This is a genomic window from Mycobacterium sp. E796, from assembly GCF_001672815.1.
In the GTDB taxonomy this organism is placed as follows: domain Bacteria; phylum Actinomycetota; class Actinomycetes; order Mycobacteriales; family Mycobacteriaceae; genus Mycobacterium.
Window position 1 is genome coordinate 17,313 of sequence record NZ_LZKK01000004.1, and the last position, 16,940, is coordinate 34,252.

General features: G+C 63.7%; 20 protein-coding genes, 4 tRNA genes and 1 pseudogene. 18 read left to right on the forward strand and 7 right to left on the reverse strand.

Annotated features, from left to right (window positions below; all coding sequences use genetic code 11):
- Positions 1-28 precede the first annotated feature (28 nt).
- From A5706_RS00205 to A5706_RS00230, 7 genes are all read left to right on the forward strand, one after another.
- Entirely contained in the window at positions 29-1,195 is a 1,167-nt protein-coding gene (locus A5706_RS00205; protein ID WP_068125896.1) for a glycosyltransferase, read from the forward strand.
- A gap of 25 nt (positions 1,196-1,220) precedes the next feature.
- Complete coding sequence (locus A5706_RS32750; RefSeq protein WP_156766867.1) at positions 1,221-1,424, forward strand: hypothetical protein; 204 nt, start codon at positions 1,221-1,223, stop codon at positions 1,422-1,424.
- A 10-nt stretch (positions 1,425-1,434) separates the two neighbouring features.
- Positions 1,435-1,728 (forward strand): hypothetical protein, encoded by a 294-nt coding sequence (locus tag A5706_RS00210; protein ID WP_068125898.1) that lies wholly within the window; start codon positions 1,435-1,437, stop codon positions 1,726-1,728.
- A gap of 135 nt (positions 1,729-1,863) precedes the next feature.
- Entirely contained in the window at positions 1,864-2,166 is a 303-nt protein-coding gene (locus A5706_RS00215) for a hypothetical protein (RefSeq protein WP_231984888.1), read from the forward strand.
- 108 nt (positions 2,167-2,274) lie between these two features.
- Complete coding sequence (locus tag A5706_RS00220) at positions 2,275-2,622, forward strand: DUF732 domain-containing protein (RefSeq protein ID WP_068125901.1); 348 nt, start codon at positions 2,275-2,277, stop codon at positions 2,620-2,622.
- A 131-nt stretch (positions 2,623-2,753) separates the two neighbouring features.
- Positions 2,754-3,254, forward strand: a complete 501-nt coding sequence (locus tag A5706_RS00225; protein ID WP_068125902.1) for a hypothetical protein — start codon at positions 2,754-2,756, stop codon at positions 3,252-3,254.
- A gap of 77 nt (positions 3,255-3,331) precedes the next feature.
- The gene (locus tag A5706_RS00230; protein ID WP_068125903.1) at positions 3,332-3,616 is read left to right on the forward strand and encodes a hypothetical protein; all 285 of its coding nucleotides are present in this window, start codon (positions 3,332-3,334) and stop codon (positions 3,614-3,616) included.
- A 21-nt stretch (positions 3,617-3,637) separates the two neighbouring features.
- Here the strand turns inward: A5706_RS00230 and A5706_RS00235 are convergent, their stop codons facing one another.
- Positions 3,638-3,946 carry a hypothetical protein gene (locus tag A5706_RS00235; protein WP_231984889.1) on the reverse strand — a complete coding sequence of 103 codons (309 nt, stop codon included), beginning with the start codon at positions 3,944-3,946 and terminating at the stop codon, positions 3,638-3,640.
- A gap of 147 nt (positions 3,947-4,093) precedes the next feature.
- Here A5706_RS00235 and A5706_RS00240 point away from each other — a divergent pair, with 147 nt between their 5' ends.
- Positions 4,094-4,576, forward strand: a complete 483-nt coding sequence (locus tag A5706_RS00240) for a hypothetical protein (RefSeq protein ID WP_156766868.1) — start codon at positions 4,094-4,096, stop codon at positions 4,574-4,576.
- 55 nt (positions 4,577-4,631) lie between these two features.
- On the opposite strand, the gene A5706_RS00245 is transcribed toward A5706_RS00240, so the two are convergent.
- On the reverse strand, positions 4,632-5,225 hold the full coding sequence (locus tag A5706_RS00245) for a PE family protein (RefSeq protein ID WP_231984891.1): 594 nt from the start codon (positions 5,223-5,225) through the stop codon (positions 4,632-4,634).
- Between the two features lie 250 nt (positions 5,226-5,475).
- Here A5706_RS00245 and A5706_RS00250 point away from each other — a divergent pair, with 250 nt between their 5' ends.
- On the forward strand, positions 5,476-5,703 hold the full coding sequence (locus A5706_RS00250; RefSeq protein ID WP_156766869.1) for a hypothetical protein: 228 nt from the start codon (positions 5,476-5,478) through the stop codon (positions 5,701-5,703).
- Here A5706_RS00250 and A5706_RS00255 read toward each other — a convergent pair.
- Positions 5,680-6,165, reverse strand: a complete 486-nt coding sequence (locus tag A5706_RS00255; protein WP_068125910.1) for a hypothetical protein — start codon at positions 6,163-6,165, stop codon at positions 5,680-5,682. The two genes, A5706_RS00250 and A5706_RS00255, sit on opposite strands and share 24 nt — an antisense overlap.
- 55 nt (positions 6,166-6,220) lie before the next feature.
- Here A5706_RS00255 and A5706_RS00260 point away from each other — a divergent pair, with 55 nt between their 5' ends.
- Entirely contained in the window at positions 6,221-6,601 is a 381-nt protein-coding gene (locus A5706_RS00260) for a hypothetical protein (protein ID WP_068125911.1), read from the forward strand.
- 662 nt (positions 6,602-7,263) lie between these two features.
- Here the strand turns inward: A5706_RS00260 and A5706_RS00265 are convergent.
- The 3 genes from A5706_RS00265 to A5706_RS00275 all read right to left on the reverse strand — a co-directional run bounded on the left by A5706_RS00265 (position 7,264) and on the right by A5706_RS00275 (position 7,531).
- A tRNA-Val gene (locus tag A5706_RS00265) sits at positions 7,264-7,338 on the reverse strand.
- A gap of 17 nt (positions 7,339-7,355) precedes the next feature.
- Positions 7,356-7,429, reverse strand: a tRNA-Cys gene (locus A5706_RS00270).
- A gap of 29 nt (positions 7,430-7,458) precedes the next feature.
- A tRNA-Gly gene (locus A5706_RS00275) sits at positions 7,459-7,531 on the reverse strand.
- Positions 7,532-7,708: 177 nt separating this feature from the next.
- Between A5706_RS00275 and A5706_RS00280 the strand changes: the two genes are divergently transcribed.
- The 3 genes from A5706_RS00280 to A5706_RS00290 all read left to right on the forward strand — a co-directional run bounded on the left by A5706_RS00280 (position 7,709) and on the right by A5706_RS00290 (position 10,539).
- Positions 7,709-7,783 (forward strand) — tRNA-Val (locus A5706_RS00280).
- A gap of 884 nt (positions 7,784-8,667) precedes the next feature.
- Entirely contained in the window at positions 8,668-9,294 is a 627-nt protein-coding gene (locus A5706_RS00285) for a TetR/AcrR family transcriptional regulator (protein ID WP_068125913.1), read from the forward strand.
- A gap of 417 nt (positions 9,295-9,711) precedes the next feature.
- On the forward strand, positions 9,712-10,539 hold the full coding sequence (locus tag A5706_RS00290; RefSeq protein ID WP_156766870.1) for a hypothetical protein: 828 nt from the start codon (positions 9,712-9,714) through the stop codon (positions 10,537-10,539).
- Positions 10,540-10,651: 112 nt separating this feature from the next.
- Here the strand turns inward: A5706_RS00290 and mihF are convergent.
- Positions 10,652-10,956 (reverse strand): annotated as a pseudogene (gene mihF, locus A5706_RS00295) (integration host factor, actinobacterial type); the annotation flags it as partial.
- A 416-nt stretch (positions 10,957-11,372) separates the two neighbouring features.
- On the opposite strand from mihF, the gene A5706_RS00300 reads away from it, so the two are divergent.
- The 5 genes from A5706_RS00300 (at position 11,373) to A5706_RS00320 (ending at position 16,933) form a co-directional block, all read left to right on the forward strand.
- The gene (locus A5706_RS00300) at positions 11,373-11,876 is read left to right on the forward strand and encodes a CAP domain-containing protein (RefSeq protein ID WP_068125918.1); all 504 of its coding nucleotides are present in this window, start codon (positions 11,373-11,375) and stop codon (positions 11,874-11,876) included.
- Positions 11,877-13,201: 1,325 nt separating this feature from the next.
- Entirely contained in the window at positions 13,202-13,777 is a 576-nt protein-coding gene (locus tag A5706_RS00305; RefSeq protein WP_197517712.1) for a DUF305 domain-containing protein, read from the forward strand.
- Between the two features lie 29 nt (positions 13,778-13,806).
- Positions 13,807-14,574 (forward strand): ABC transporter permease, encoded by a 768-nt coding sequence (locus A5706_RS00310; RefSeq protein WP_068125946.1) that lies wholly within the window; start codon positions 13,807-13,809, stop codon positions 14,572-14,574.
- Between the two features lie 128 nt (positions 14,575-14,702).
- Positions 14,703-15,422, forward strand: a complete 720-nt coding sequence (locus A5706_RS00315) for an ABC transporter permease (RefSeq protein WP_231984898.1) — start codon at positions 14,703-14,705, stop codon at positions 15,420-15,422.
- Positions 15,422-16,933: an MCE family protein gene (locus A5706_RS00320; RefSeq protein WP_068125923.1), complete on the forward strand. Its 1,512-nt coding sequence runs from the start codon at positions 15,422-15,424 to the stop codon at positions 16,931-16,933. Before A5706_RS00315 ends, A5706_RS00320 begins: the two co-directional genes overlap by 1 nt.
- The last annotated feature ends 7 nt before the right edge of the window (positions 16,934-16,940 follow it).

Below are 16,940 nucleotides of genomic sequence, written 5' to 3' on the forward strand. Positions count from 1 at the left end.
TGTCCACGGCGTGCGTTAGGTTCCGTCCGTGAAGGTCGTGGTGGTGGGCTACGGAAGCCGGGGCGATGTCGAGCCCTGCGTGGCGGCGGGCCGCGAGCTGCAGCGCCGGGGCCATGACGTCCGCACGGCGGTGTCGCCCGACAAGGTCGGCTTCGTCGAGTCGGCGGGGCTGACCGCGGTCGCCTACGGACCGGACACGCGGGAGCGGATGGACTCGGCCGCCAATTTCGTCCGCCGCGTCGACAACCCGTTCGCCGCGTTGCCCGAGGTCATGGAGCAACTCACCCGGGTTTGGGCGGACAAAGCCGCCACGCTGACGGCGCTCGCGACCGACGCCGACCTGCTGGTGGCCGGCTTCAACGAGCAGGAGCTGGCCGCCACCGTCGCGGAGCATCGCGGCATTCCGCTGGCCGCGCTGCATCTCTTCCCGACGCGGGTGTTCTCCACCGGGGTGCTGTATTCGAACATGGTCAAGGACATCGCGGCGGCCCAGCGCCGCGAGCTGGGGTTGCCGGAGGGGACCTCACCGCCGTCGCTGGAGATCCAGGCCTACGACGAGCTCTGCCTGCCCGGCCCGGCGGCCGACTGGGTCGAGCCGGACGGCCGGCGGCCCTTCGTCGGCGCGCTGACGCTCGAGTTGCCGGCTCCGGCCGACGACGAGGTGGTGGAGTGGATCGCCGCGGGGACACCGCCGATCTGCTTCGGCCTGGGCAGCACGCCGGTCTCGGCTCCGGCGGAGCTTGTCGCCATGATCGTCGCGGCCTGCGCGCAGCTGGGGGAGCGGGCGCTGATTTGCAGCGGCCCCAACGACTTTGCCGATTTGCCGCGCTCCGATCACGTCAAGATCGTGGACGCGGTGAACCATGCGGTCGTGCTGCCGGCGTGCCGCGCCGTCGTGCACCACGGCGGCGCCGGTGTGACGGCGGCGGGCCTGCGGGCCGGAATCCCGGCGGTGGTCCTGTGGCTCTGGCTCGACCAGCCGCTGTGGGCGGCCGGCATCGAAAGGCTGAAAGTCGGTGTCGCGCGCCAGCTTTCGATGACGAGCCGGGAAACGCTGGTCGCCGACCTACGGTCTGTTCTCGCCCCGGACTACGCCGTGGGCGCCCGTGACGTCGCCGCCCGGATGACCACGTCGGTCCAAAGCGTCGCCCGCGCCGCCGATCTGCTGGAAGGCACCGCCACGAGTTGCGCCTAGCCGCCGCCTATCCCACGCTGGATAAATGGGGGTGAAGCTGGCCTTGGCGGCCGGACTGATGGCCGCCCTTCTTGCGCCGGCTGCCGCACCCGGGGCGGTGCCGCTGGGCTGCGGGATCACGTGGACGCGCACGGGCGGCGTGTGGATCTACCAACCCGACTGTCCGCAACCGCCGCCGCCGTCGCAACCCCCGCCGCCTGGCCCGCCGTCACCGCCACCAACTCCGTAGACTTCCGCGCGTGGCATATGACGTTCACATCCGAACCGCCGACGGCGGTGTCCAATACCCCAACGCATTCGGCTACGACATCAAAGACGGAATCCTGATGGTCGAGGTCGGCGACGACGCCGACCACGCCGACAAAATCTACTTCTCCCCGGGCTACTGGCAGCAGTACGTGGTCGACCCTTACAGCGACGACCCCCTCGACCTGGAGCTCGACGTCTTCGACGACGACGAAGACGACGAGGACTACGAAGACGACGACGACGATGACGTCGAGGCGGACCACGACGACGAAGGCGACGAATAGGCGTCGCGCCATCGGGTGATCCGCCCCGTGACGTCGGTCACGATTGCCGCGGATTCGGGCAGCCCAGCCGTCGCTCCGGTGTTGCACGGGACGGTTGTCTCATCAGACGACGACCCGAATCGGAGCGAGGCGGACATGCGGCACATCACGACCACGATCTACGGACACCACGGGACCCGCGACCTGGAGGGCGCCGCGTTCTGGATCTTCGGCGGCATCATCCTCCTGATCGCCTTCGGCGACGCCGTCGCCGTCCTGGTCGCCGCGGTCGGGATGCTGAGCGCGGTCGCGTGGATCTACCGGAAGATCGAGCGCCGCTTCGAGCGACACGACGCGCCCGCGGCCGCGGTGACCCAGCTTCGTTCGGAGTGGTCCGGCCAATACGACGCGAATGAGGCTGCGGCGCAGGCGCTGCCGCGTCACCCGCACGCTGCGTAGATAATCGCCCGAAAAGCCGACTATTCAGCTCCGCATAATCTGCTTTTTGCCGGCTGTCTCTATTCTGCTACGGCCCCCTCAACGCCGAGGAGAAAGAGAGCGCAGCAAATGTCCTCACTTCGCTGGCTGGCCACGCTGGCCATCCCCGTCATGACCGGCGCCGTCCTGGTTTCCGGCACTGCGATCGCGAGCGCCGATCCCGCTGACGACGCGTACCTCTCTCAACTGCGCGCCGCCGGCTTCAGCTGGCCGCCCGACCACGACGAGGCCCTCACCGCGATGGGGCGGCTCATCTGCGACGATCTTGGGTGGGGTTGGACGTACGACCAGATCACCCAAAACATCCACTCCACCTTGGACCCGAGAAACGTCACGTTCGGAGAAATCGGGTCCATGGTGAGAATCGCGCATGCGACCTATTGCCCGCTGCAGCGATGCTGGGCCGCTCACTGCTGAGCGGCGCATTAGCTGACGTCTAACTTTTTTGCCCGTACGCGTCTAGGTGACGGCGCGGAATAAGGGTATAGATGGGGTACATGCACTTCGCTCTAGTTCCGAAATTTGTCGCGGACTGAGAGGAGGAGCCGATGGCCCCGAATGGTCGGCGCTGCTTCGTGGGGCTGTGCGCCGCCGCGCTCGCGATCGCCCTGCCGCTTGCGCCACCGGCGTCCGCCGACGCGGCGTCCTGGAATGGCACGTACGCGATCACGTTCATGGTGGGCCCGAAGTCCGGGACCAGCATGGCGGTCGGTGACCCCGAGGTGCAGCACACCGACACCTACGGGTTCCGTTCGAGCTGTACCGGCGGAAAGTGCGTCGCCACCATCGTCAGCGGGCCGCCGCCGAGCAACCCGACGGTTCCGCAACCGGTCCAATTCACCTGGGACGGATCGTCGTGGACGCAGGTCAGCGATTTCCAGTGGGACTGCATGATGCCCGACACCAGCATCCAATGGAATCCGGCGCACTCCACCGTGCGCTACACGCCCCAACCCGACGGATCGCTTTCCGGCGTCATGCACACCGAGATCCTCAGTGGCGCGTGCCAGGGCACGATCGACATGGACATGAAGGCCGAGCGGGCGTGAATTGCTCTAAGCTATTGCGCTGCAATTCAATTCGCTTAGCCCTTTGCCTCCGGCATGCCCGGCGATACGATGCGAGCATGCGTTTCACCTATTTCGCTGCCGCGGTCGGCACGGCTATCGCGCTGCTCGGGGTGTCGCCCGCTCACGCCGACATCAGCGGTTTCAATCGTTGCGTCGCGGGCATCAAGCAACTCCCGCTGAGTGAACCGGACCCGCAAAACTTCCAGCGCGCCGGAGTTATCGAGCAGGACCTCAAATCGGGCGTTTCCCCCGACGCGGAGGCTCAGAAGGTGGCGCGGATGGGTTTCGACCAGCAGACGGCCGCCACGATTGTGGCATGCGTCATCGAGGAGAATCCGTAGTCGCGACGCGTCGAGAGCCAATCAGTCTGTCTTGTGCCAGGTTTGGCAGCTCCGCGTCAGGAATGCCTTGTCGGTTGGCGTGATCATCACCACCTGAGGACCGGTGCCGATGTCGCTGTCGATGATGTGGGTTGCACCGAGACTGCTCAGCCGCGCCCAATAGCAATCGGATCCTCCTTCGGGGCTGGGACCGCCCGAGCGATAGGTGCCTGCCACGATGTCGATGCCGACGCGATAGGTTCCGTCGGTCTCGATGACGGTCCTGGGGGCGAACGGCGGCGATGGAGCGGTCACGGTGACCGTTTTCGTGATTTCCACCGCGGCCGTCACCGGTCGTTGCTGTCTCGCCTGACCCGCCGCAACCTGCGAGAACTATCGCCGCGCCCGCGACAGCTAATTTCCTGCCCTGCATGAAGGAGGGTAAGCAGCTGATGCTTGGACTGCCACGGCAGGCCGTGGTGGTGTCAAGCTAAACGCGTGTCGTGGGCTGATGTGCTGGCCGCCGGCCTGGCCGGTGCTGACGTGGCGGGCGCTCGTTGCGCCCGAGGTGTTGCCACGGCAGCCACCTTCGCCGCCGTAGCTGTCGCGGGCGCCGGTCCCGCGTCCGCCGCTCCGGTGATGAGCGGCCACTACATGAAGACCACCACCGATCCCGGGGGCGGCCGCACATTTACCGAGAATTGGTACTTCACCCCATGCGGGGACGGGTGTGCCGACATGTCGAGCCCGGCGGCGGGCGTCAGTGGCCGGGCGATGTTGATGGACGGTCAATGGACACTCGACAGCACCGAGGACATCGTGTGTAGGGGCGGTGTGACGGAAGGCGACGCGGCGAGCGCGCACTACGCCTGGGATGCGAACACCCTGACCGGCACGGTCCAAGTCATCCAAAGGCAGCCCGTCTGCGACCATCCGCCACAGTCATATACCTTGAGCTTCCGATTGACGAAAGCGCTCTGACAAAAGGCGCTTTGAGCTGCGTTTGCCCAAGACGCCGGTCATGGAACCGTCTGCCCTAGATGATCATGCCGGGCCACAGCGGGGAGGTCATCGGCGAGAACGTGATAGCGCCCGTCTCGACAAGGTATAGGAAATCAGCAATCCAATGCCGGCAATCGGAAGCCAAATGGGCGACGTTATGAATCCCAGTAAGGGGCCAACGAATCCGAGGAGCAGCCATTCGGGCGGGGTGGTGGCGATAAAGTTGGCAATCAGGCTCGCGTCCGCGGGCAAGTTCTGCAGGAAGGAACTGGGCGAGGCGGGCCTCGATGCCGGCATAGGAAAACGCGCCAGCAGTCAAGTGCTGCACAAACTGCTCCTGGAACGCCGTTGCCTGTCCGGTCAGCGCCTGATGGCTGGCACCGTGCTCCGAGAAGACGCGAGCTATCTCCACCGACTCCTCATCGCCGGCGGCGGGTAACACCGAAGTCGTCAGGGCCGCCGCCACCATGTGGGCCGCGTTGACGTTCGAGGCGATGGTTGCCAAATCTCCGCCGCAGTCATCATCTTCGGCGCCGCGATCACAAACGGCATCCCGACCTCCAACCAAACACAGCGACGGCCCGAATCGCCACGGCATCAGAGTTGAGAAGCAGATCGTAAGCTTCAATTCACACGGATCGTCTAGCCGATTCACACAGACCGCATGGCCAATTCACAACCGCTGCGCATTGCTGAAAACATCGCGCCCGATGGCCCGCCGCCGCACCGAACCGCAGCCCGTCGAGGTCGCCGCGATGAGCTGGCCGAGCTGCAGCTAGTAAACCAACCGAAACTGCCAGAACGCTTTGACGCCGGCCGATGGGCTTCCTTGTGTAAGTCTCGAAATCGATACTCTGTGTAATCGGATGCGGTGCCTTTTGACCCTGGCGCTCAAGCATCTCAGAGTGGAAGCTGAGCCGATGATCGAATGGGAGCACCAGATCTGCCCGGCAACCGCCAGCGCCCCACACGATCCTCGCGTTGAGTTCGCGTATCACCAGCTTTGGCACGAGATTTTCGGCGAAACGATCATCGGCGGCGCACCTCGACCGCTCATGCCGTTCATGACTACCTTGCCCGGCCTAATTTCTCCGCCCGAAACGTAGCGGTGTTTCCGTGCCATGAGTGAGCCGCTCATACGCGCCGCACGCGAACGCGAGAGTGTCGCAATTGAGCGCGAACGGATCGCCGAAGAGCGCGAGGGCATTGCGGTTGAACGCGAACATCTCGCAGGGGAACGCGAGGCGCTTGCGGCCAAGAGAGAGAAACTGACCGAAGGAGTCGAGCGCCTGGCACGCTATGTAGCGTTGCGAGTCGGCGTCGCTAATCGGCGCGAAGCGTTGGCGGACGAGCGCGAACGAATCGCAGACGAGCGCGAAGCCTTGGCGGACGAGCGCGAACGAATCGCAGACGAGCGCGAGCGTGTCGCAGAGGTCAGCGAATTGGAGGATGACTCCCCGCCTGGCGACCGCGAGCGCGCGGAGCAAAGCGTCCAACGACAGCACGCGGCGGCGCTTCGCGAGCAGGCCGAAGTCGAACGGCAACTGGCCGCGAGCCAGCGCGAGCATGCGAAGTTAGTGGCTGAGAGCGCCCCCGGCGAGTCGACGAGCGAAGGGCAGGATCGTGGAGGGTGAGCACGTTGCCGACAAGGCCGGTCAGCTTGATCGCAGGGCAGAAGAGCTCGAGCACCTGGCTGCCGAACTCGATGAGCGCGAGACGGCGCTCGCGCACCGTGAGGCTCAACTCGCACGGCGCGAGTGGTTGGCTGACGAGAGAGATCGGATCGCTGATGAGCGGGCGCGAACCGCAAACGAACGCGAGCAGCTGGCAGACGAACGAGAGCGCCGCGCGGACGAACGCGAAGGCACGGCGGTAGACCGCGAACGCGAGCGCCTGGAACGCATGGACGAACAGTCGGCGCGCCTAGCAGCCACTGCCCAGCGGGAGCAGTCCGATATCGAGCGCGAGATGGCAGATAGCGAACGACATCGCATCGATGACTAGTCCTGGCCCGCGCGGATATCCCGAAGAAGCATCCCACCACGCTCAACGAGTCGCGAGAGTACGGCGCGGGGCGCGGGACGCCCAGCAGTCGGCGGCAGACAGCTTCGACAGATCGGCAGACAGTCACGATCGAGCCGCCAGGTCCTACGAGAAATTAGCCGAAAACCGCGCAGGTGCGGACAGATATTCGGAACACGCGGCTCGCCACCGCGAGTTCGCACGAGAGGATCGTCAAATCGCGCAGCGGTTGCGGCAGATGGCAATAAGTTATTTGAGCAGCCTCAGCCAGAGAGCGAAGGAACCAGGCGGAGACTGGCCGAAAAACGACTAACTCCGGAAAACAATGCCGTCTCTTGCGGCCCGGGCGTCAGGCTTACCCCTTGGGGGGCTGAACCGAGTCCCATAGGAACAGCCCGAGGTCAGCACCGCATCGCTCAAGCAACGGGTTGTAGCGTGACGCCTCCCTAGTTCGGCCCCCCAACAATCAACTGTTTCGTTCGGCGTCGAGTCGACTGGCAGCCGCATTGCACGCCGCGATGTTGTCACTCATGCTGCTATGCCTGGGTAGGTCGCCAGCCCGCCGAGGTCGAAACGGTTAGCCCGCAGATAGCCCGCACTCTGAGAAATTCGACGCAGAAACCGCCATTAAGCTGCGATGATGCTGGTGCGCGATACTGGGATTGAACCAGTGACCTCTTCCGTGTCAGGGAAGCGCTCTCCCGCTGAGCTAATCGCGCCTTGGGGGGTCAAAACTTGGAGGTGGAGACGGGAATCGAACCCGTGTGCACGGCTTTGCAGGCCGTTGCCTCACCACTCGGCCACTCCACCGCTGGGGATTGATGCCACTTGCACCTTCGAGCGGACGACGGGATTCGAACCCGCGACCCTCACCTTGGCAAGGTGATGCGCTACCAACTGCGCTACGTCCGCGCGCAACGGGCGAGATCGTCGCCCGTCGCGAAGGACGACGATAGTCCACCTGAGCGGGCACGCACAAATCTCTTGGTTACGTTGCGGCTCTAGGCTAGCGCGGCCGCCGCCGCACGCGGCGAGTTCGGCGCTCTGCGATTCGTGCTACTCTTCGACGTCGTTCGCCCCTCGGCGCCGGGTCCCGTGGCTCAGTGGAAGAGCGTCCGCTTCACACGCGGAAGGTCGCTGGTTCGATCCCAGCCGGGACCACCAACATCAGTGCAGCTAGCGGGCACAAATGCATCACGGGACACCACGCATGGCCGGGCGTTCGGCCCGTTCATGCGGCCAAGTTCGCGCAGTGGCCGTACGGCGGAAGATCGCCTGCTCGAGCGGCGATGAATGAAGTCCCATCAGGCCGTGTGGTCACAGGAGTGCGTGGGTAGTTGGCGACTCTCGGATCGCTTGCCACCCGAATCGCGACAGTCGAGAACGCGGTCGTGCGGCATCGCCCAACTTTCTGTGCCAAATCGGGGTCGAGCGCTGTCGTTCGCTCACCCGGTGGCCCCAGTCGCGGCGGCGAGTCCTACGGGCGCTAAAAGCCGCTGAGAGAGTCGAGCGCCGCGGCGATGTTGTCCAGCTCGTCGTCGAACAGGTCGGCGTACGTATGGGCGGTGACGGTGATGGAGGCGTGGCCCATCGCTTACTGGAGCAGGCGAAGGGCCGCACCGGCTCGCCGCGCTAACGAGGCGTAGGTGTGTCGCAAGTCGTGGACGCGTAACTTCTCGCGCCCGATCGCGGTGACCGCGGAACGCCAGCGCACCGAGCGCTTCCAGTTCTCGAGGCCCAGACGTGAACCTTTGGGCGATGCGACCGCGATGTATTAAGGCAATAGTGCGGCGCCACTGCGAACGCACCCGCGTGCTGCCCGGCATCGACAGTACGACGACGGGCGGTCAAAACATGCTGTGTGCGTGCGGGTTTGCCTACGCCAGGCGTGCACTGGTGCCGCAGTGGTTGCATGCAGAGTGCCGCCGCAGTAGCGGTGGTTAGATGGGAGTGCAACAGCGGAAGGAGGCGTCGGTGGCAGTGTTCGCGGTGTGGTGCACATTGCATCCCGTCTCCCTCGGGGACGCCCGTGCCCGCTGCGGTGAGGCATGGTGACGCCCAAGCGCGCGATCTCCCGCAGCGTCCGGCGGCAGGCCGGCCGTCCTCCACAGGGGCAGTTCGACGCCAGGACCGCACTGCTGCAAGCGGCGACAAAGGAGTTCGCGCAGAACGGATATGCGGCAACCAACAATCGCGACATACTCAAGGCGGCTGGCGTCTCGACACCAACGATGTATCACTACTTTGCGAACAAAGCCGACCTCTACATCACCGTGGTGCGCGATGGCGTCAGTGAGCTACTGGACCGGATGCGGAAGGCGGGTGCGGACAACTGCGCGACCTTGGCCGAGAACTTCGATGCGGTCCTGGCTGGCATTAATCAGGTCTACCGAACACAACCGCATCTGGTCGATCTCCTGCTCGACGTAGAGGCTGCCGTGCGTACGCATCCCGAACTGGATTCACTGGCGACAGTGGCGTCACCACTGATGGACTTCTGGCACTCGCTGGGGGGCCGACGCGTAGGCGACGCCGAAGTGTTAGCGCTTCGTGGGGTGGTCGAGGGATACATCCGCTTGGGCAGAGTCTCGCCTGACCTCGCGGACTACGACCGGGCGCAGCAGGTGTTCCGGACAATCGTGCTCGACGGTCTCACTCGGCTTCCTCCGACCTGATACCCCCGCGCCACGGGCCGCTGTTGCGTGCACCGTTGGTCGTTGTCCACGGTTGTCGTCCGTCGAAGTGCACGGAACATATTGCGCCAGTGTGGATCATCTCTCGTTGAATAGCTGGTGATGCCCTGTCGGGCGTCGCCAATCCCGCCATGATGCTACGCAGGCAAGTAAGCGGTGGGCTCGCCGGCATTCGGATCCTTCCGCGTACCGCAAGCGTGTGCATCGGCGCCTTGCGGATGCGCCCGCGTCTAGTCGGGGCGTCCATGTCTGACGCTGCGCTCATGATCTGCGCAACGGCGTGCGACCCCTTGACAACAATAGATCTTGCGATCTATTTTCGTCGGAAAGTGGGCTCCATAGTCGCGACTGTGCCTAGATCGTTGTCAGAGCCGGGAGCATCGTGCAAGGAGTTGGAGAATGACGAGCAACACACCGGTGTGGGCCGTTTACGCCTTCGAAATCTTCTGTGTCGCAGCCCTTGTGGTGATCTTCGGGATGATCAAGCAACGCTACCGGGATGATTCCGCGGCGAGGTGGCATCTCTATGCCGTAGTCGTTGGTTCCCTGTTCAGCTTTATGTGGGAGTGGTACGAGGACATCGGACCGCTCGAGCTTGGCTATGACCACCGATTCGTCAGTCTGTGGACAATCCACGGAGTGAGTCTGCCGTTGGTGATGCCATTGGCCTACGGCTGGTATTGGGCAATCCCAATCCTGGTGCTCTTGCCGCTCTCGGGACGGTTGCAGCACCGGTTCGGGCGGTGGCAATACCTAGTGATATTTATCGGTGGAGGATTGTTCAATATCCTGGTCGAATACCCCGCGACGACATATGTCCAATTGTGGACCTACTTCTGGGACCAGAATTCCGGCTGGACGCTCGGTGGCATGCCAATCACCAACGGCCCGTGTGCGGGCACTGTCACCTTGTTTATGTACGTGGGCTGTCGCTACCTCTGGGATCGCCGTAGCGGTGACATGTTCCGCATGCGCCCCGACAATTCGATGCACGATCAGTCTGCTGATGCTGAACCGGACGGGAGCCGTGGGGGCACTGCGACGCTGTCTGTCGTCCGCAGTCGGCCAGTGCACCTGCGCGAGAGGGTGGTGATCGTCGTTGCGTACGCGGCCGTCATTGCCTTGGCATCGGAATTGATGTGGATTATCTGGACTCCGCTATTGGGTGCGGCCATGGATTCATGGTTTACCGGCGCCCCGGGCGCCTGGATCACCAGCGGCCACTGAGGCTCCGCGTGAATCTGGTCATCGGATGCCATACGGCGACACGTCGCGACTGTTCGCAGCCTTGGGCTATGCGACGGGCTGGCGCGCTGGACCGCGCCGATGCGCTGCTATCTGTGGCGCCAAACTTGTCCAGTAGGGCCGCGCGCTGACGAACCCCAGACCCCTGAGCCGCCGAGCTGGGTGTATTTCCAGCTCGGTCATGATCTTCCGTGCTTTGACCTTGCCCGCCTTCGGCAATGCCTCCAGCAGCGTCGACACCTTCATGGGGCCCGAGAAATCATCCGTTTCCGCATCCTCGAGCACTTGCCTGCGGTCGATATCGCCCCTCTGGAACCGGGCCGTGAGCTGACGCCGGCCGGCACGGGTCTTCTCCAAAACCGCGGCGCGCTGCTGAGTAGTCAACTGAGAGAGAGGCATGATCGCTCCGAACTCGTGGTCACGTCCACTCGCTAAACCTGGTCGTGGATTTGACGACCGCATCCGTTCTAATGCGCGGGAACGACGGTCGTACGGGGGAATTCGTCATGAGCGTAGTGACCGGAGTGAATGAGAAATGCGCGGGGCCGTCCGAAGCAGCGGTCCGGGGGGTAGCCGCGCTATCGGACTTGATGAGCGGGATGGTTGGAAGAGTGCAGCCATTCAGCGCCCAAGGCCGGACCGATGTGTTGCGGCCGAGGACTTGTGCGTCTGCATCGGCGAACATCGTCATCGCTCGCCGTCAATCGGGTTTAGCTAGATGATCTAGTTGACCAAACTGCGGCGAGTCAGCACGATACTCGGCTAGGGCTCACCTCGCCGCACGTCTGGGGGCGCCGACATCTCGGGAGGTTCGTATGCAGACTCGATCGGTCGCCTGCCGGTGCGCGGGCGCTCTACTGGTCATCGGCGGCACCGTTTTCGCCGACCCTGTGGCACGAGCCGACAACGCCAGGTTCAACAACGGCGTGGTCGAGGACGTCTATACCCTGCAAAAGCAAGCCGGTTGCCCCACCGACATCGTGATCAATCCGAAATTGCGGCTGGCGGCCCAATGGCATACCGACGACGTGCTCAACAACCATGCGCTTGACGGCGATGTTGGGTCGGACGGAACTTCGGTGGCCGACCGGGCCCGCAATGCGGGCTACCGTGGCCCGGTCGCCGAAACCGTCGCGACGAATCCCGCGCTGGCGATGAGCGGCATTGAGTTGATCAACCAGTGGTACTACCGGCCTGACTACCACGCCATCATGACGGACTGTTCCTATATCGACATCGGGGTGTGGTCGGAAAGCAGTTTTGATCGAACGGTCGTCGTTGCGGTTTACGGCAAGGGTGATGTCGCGAACCAGGGTTAGACGGGCACAACTGGTCCCCGCGAGGCGTCGCTTTCGCGCGTCAGACCGGCGCCAAGATGAGCTGGCCATGCAACTCAGACCACCCCTGTGATACAAGTCGAGGTGAACCAAAGCCTCTCACCGGCCTGAGTGTTGCACAGGCAGTTGTGCGCTCGTCTGCATAGTCAGTCAAACGCGAAATCTCGCCATCGACTGCCGGTGACAACCGGTATCACTCGCCGAAGTACTTTTCGAGTCGGGCTAGCGCCGCCGCGTCATAATCGTTGTCTTCGTGGGTGTTTGGATTTCCATCTGGCCGCCGATGCTGCAGATGTCGAGAGCGAGACCAGCCGGGGGCGATCACACGTCTTCAACGTCGGCCGGCCGGAGGCAACAGCCTTGCCGGTGTCACTTCGAGGGCGCTTGGGTGTCGAGGCTTGGGAGCGCTCTATTGCGTCGACCCGTGTTCGGCGGGCCGGGCTCATCTGCGGCGGCGATGGCGAGCCCGTTGTTGGCGCGACTGCAGCTTCGCCGCTAGCGAGGTGGTTGGGTCAGGCTGGGCGGTGAGGGGACGGCGGTAGCGCCGTCAAGGCCTTGGGGATCTTGCGTCAGATCGACGTCGTGGTCGAGATTGGGGAAGGCTGGGAGCAGCCGGCAGAATGGGCTGGCGGGAGGACATGAATCGTTGCCGGGATCGGCGGCGACAGGAGCGGCAAGACTGATGCAGGTTGCCGCAACACTTATCGCGACGATCGCCCTGAAGATCAAACCGTGCATGGTTTTTCAACTTTCGGTCAGACCAGCTTTGCGCAGTATCGCACTGGCTGCGCGACTACCGGAACCCTTTGGAGGTCAATCGAAGCGAACTCACAGCGTAACTAGGTCGGGCCAGCGGAGGTAGGGGGCACGGAGGCTAGCTTTCGTTGGCGCGCTTCGTGGCAGCAGCCTGCCTCGGCCGAACGATGAGTCGGCGTCTGGTGTCGGCGCTCCGCACACCTGGAACTATCACCTCCGTCAAAAACTGTGAGCCGAAATGTCAAGTTGAGTTGATCCGTCTGGTCATCGCCAGACATCTAACTAAGTGCATATAGTGGTCCGACTGCGGTGCGATGGCGGTGGTGCCGCTTGAGGGTCGCATTGAGGGGACGTGTGGCACGGGAAGTCCGGCGGGCTGGTGTGAGGCCTGAGTCCGAGGATGAGTTAGCCACCGAGTTTGACGGCAGAAGCGAGTCGATTTGTTACAGGGAACAACGACCGAAGGCGCGCGCAGTGTGCGAACAGTGGCCGGGCGTTGTCGCGATTTCCGCGGCGTTGCACGTCGCAGCGTTTCGGCGTGTGCAGTGATCGTGAGCGTGACCCTGACTGCTTGTTCGTGCAGCGGATCGGTGGCGGCTACGCACGTCGGGTCTTCTGCCGGTGAGGCTCCGGTTTCCAACGCCCAGCCAGCCACCCACACCGCTGCCGATGACGCGTTCGTCAGCGCGGTGACCGCTCAGCACCGGCAAGGCATGAAGTTGTCGAGTTTGGTGCCGCAACGCTCGACTAGTCCGGCGATCACATCGTTTGCCGGGAACAGCGCGGCCGCTATGCAGTCCGAACTCACGGTGGCGCAGGCACTTTTGGTGCAGTGGACGCAGAATACCGACAGTTCGACGGCCGGCAGCGTGGATCGGCCTGAGGCCCAAGGCGTGGCCGATGCGGCCACCATGGACAGGCTGGCCGGATCCCGCGGCAGCGCGTTCGACCAGTTGTGGCTCGACATCGCTCTCGCCCTGCACGCCGGTGCGCTCGATACCGCTGTCCGCGAGACCGCCGCCGGACAAAACGCGGACGCGATCACTCTCGCGCGGCAGTTGGTGCCTGCGGAGAAGACTGCGATCGCTCAGCTTAACCAGATCAGAGATGCAGCAAGCGATGGTTAACAGAGTGGTGCAGAAGGGCGGTGGGCCCCGTGGTGGCCACGTCGGCCTTCGCTAAGCCGGTCCGCGAGGTCGGCGGCTTCTTCGCGCTTTCGCTGGATACGCTGGTGGCGCTGTTTACCAAGCGCTTTTCGTTGCGAGAGTTCATCGAACAGTCCTGGTTTGTCGCAAGGGTGTCGCTGTTTCCGGCCATCACGCTGACCATCCCGTTCAATGCCCTGGTGGTCTTCATCCTGAACGTATTGCTGTTGGACATCGGGGCCGCTGACGCTTCGGGTACGGGAGCGGCGCTCGGTGTCATTACGCAGACCGGGCCTTTGACCACGGTGCTGGTGGTCGGTGGTGCCGCAGCGACGGCGATGACCGCGGATCTGGGTGCACGGACTATCCGCGAGGAGATTGATGCCATGAAGGTCATGGGCATCGATCCCGTGCAGCGGTTGCTGCTGCCTCGGGTGGTGGCGCTGACTGTCAACGCACTGTTGCTGAATGGAGTGGTGTGTTTCGTTGGCCTCGCCGCCACTTACGCGTTTGCCGTGTTCGTCAACAATGTCAACCCGGGGAGCTTCGCGGCGAGCTTGACCTTCCTGGTTGGCCTACCCGATGTCTCGATCAGTTTCATCAAGGCGACGTTCTTTGGGATGGCTGCCGGTCTGATCGCCTGTTATAAGGGGCTGACTGTCGGTGGCGGCCCGCAAGGTGTCGGCAACGCGGTCAATGAAACCGTGGTCTATACCTTTTTGGCGTTGATCGTCATCAACACTTTGCTGACGACTATTGGTACGACGGTGACATCGTGAGTGCGCCTGCAGTGCAACGACTCCCACGGATAAGCCGGAATCTGGGCAGGTTCGGTGACGGCTGGAATCGGCTGGGTGAACAAACCGCTTTCTACGTCAAAACGGTTGCTGAGACCGGCGAAGCCGTCATGCGGTACCCGCTGGAGGTGCTGCGCCTGATCGCGCAGATGAGCCTCGGTGTTGGCGCCTTGGCCCTGATGGGCGGGGCGGTCGCGGTGGTCGCGTTCATCATGACCAACGCCGGCATCGTGGTCGGGACGGTGGGCTACAGCCAGCTCAACGGGGTCGGCGTCGAGGCTCTGGTGGGCTTTTTCGCCGCCTACATCAATCCCCGGTTGGTCGCCCCGCTGATCACCTCGATCGGCTTGGCCGCCACTGTGGGCGCGGGTGCGACTGCGCAGATTGGGGCCATGCGCATCAGCGAAGAGATCGACGCGCTGGAGGTGATGGGCATCCGTTCGATCGCCTATCTCGTGTCGACGCGTGTGGTGGCGGGGGTGATCGTCGTCATTCCCCTGTTCTGTTTGTCGTCGATTTTGACCAACGTCACGACGCGGCTGGTAGTCCGGTACGCCTACGGCCAGTCCGTCGGCGTCTACGACCACTACTTCCACACCTATCTGCAACCCACCGACATGATTTGGGCCTTCGTGCAGGTCATGCTCCAGGGCGCGGTGATCATGATGGTGTGCACCTATTACGGGTTTCATGCCAGCGGCGGGCCCGCCGGTGTGGGTGAGGCAACCGGTCGGGCGGTGCGCACGGCGCTAGTGGTGGCCACTCTCGTCACGTTGGTCGCCGGACTGGTCTTGTACGGCCGTTCGGGCAACTTCAATCTTTCGGGTTGATGACGGTGGCTACGAAACGACGCGTCAGTGGTTTGCATCCAGCGTGGTGGACGGGGATCCTCCTCGCGGTGATCGCTGCCATCGGGATGATCACACCCTTGGCCTTTAATCGCGATTTTCGCTCCTACGCCAAGGTCACCTTGGCCGCCGACCGATCGGGTCTGGTGATGGACCCGTACGCCAAGGTCAAGTATCGCGGCGTGCTCGTCGGCCGGGTCAAAGCGATCCGTCCCGGTAGCCCGGTGCGCTTAGACCTCGAAATCTATTCCAGCGACCTGAGGTACATCCCGGCCAACGTGGGCGCCAAGATCACCGCGCCCACGGCCTTCGGCTCCAAGTACGTTGAGCTCGTCGCTCCGGACAACCCGAGTTCCAGGCAGTTGACTTCGGGTGCAACGCTATTCGCCAGCAAGGTCAGCGACGAAACGAACACCACCTTCAGCAACCTCGTCGAGGTGCTGGACAAGATCGACGTCACCAAGCTGCACGCCGTCCTGTCCGCTTGGTCCGATGCTCTGCGCGGCAAGGGCCAACAGATCGGCGAAGCCATCACCGATGCAAACCAGTACCTGTCGCAGCTCAACTCCCGCAGCGACACCATCCGTCAGGATTGGCGCGCGTTCAAGGGATTCAACGACACGTATGCGTCCGCGGCCAAAGACCTCCTGCGCGTGCTTGACGCGGCGAGCACGACAAGCACCACCATCACCGACGATGCCAAGTCGCTGGATTCGCTGCTGGTCAATGTGACTGGCTTGTCTAACGGCGGTATCAACCTGATCGGGCCGAACCGGGACAACCTGGTCCAGGGCGTCAACATGCTCGAGCCGACGACGCGGCTGCTCATGAAGTACAACCCCGAACTGACGTGCACTCTGCTCGGGGGGCAGAACTTGATGACTAACTTCAAGTTTCTCGACAACGTCGGCGGAAATGGCTATTCCGTCATTCTCGATGCCGGTCTGTTGTTCGGTGACGATCCGTACAAATATCCGGATAACTTGCCGATCACCGGCCAAAAGGGTGGTCCGGGTGGCAAGCCCGGCTGCGGATCGCTGCCTGACGTGTCTAATAACTGGCCCGTCCGCTATGTCGTCACCAACTCCGGGTATGGCACGGGCAACGACATTCGGATTAACCCGGGGATCGGATTTCCGGGGTGGGCCAATTACTTCCCGACTACGCGGGGGACGCCCCAGCCGCCCAGCCTGAAGAACACCGCCGGCGGTCCTGCTCCGGGCCCCGTCCCGTACCCCGGGGCACCGCAGTATGGGGCGCAGCAGTACGCCCCCGATGGGGCACCGCTTTATCCGGGGCTGCCGTCGGCACCGCCGCCGGGTCAGCCGCGCGATCCGGGGCCGGTGTTTGGATTGGAGCCGTTTACGCCTGCGCACCCGATGGAGGTGCAGCCGACCCCGGTGCCGATCGCGCCTCCACCACTGCCGGCTGCTGCGCCGTCGCCGGCGTCCCCGGCCGACGAGTTGGCGCCAATGGACGTCCCGACATCCTGACAACTGC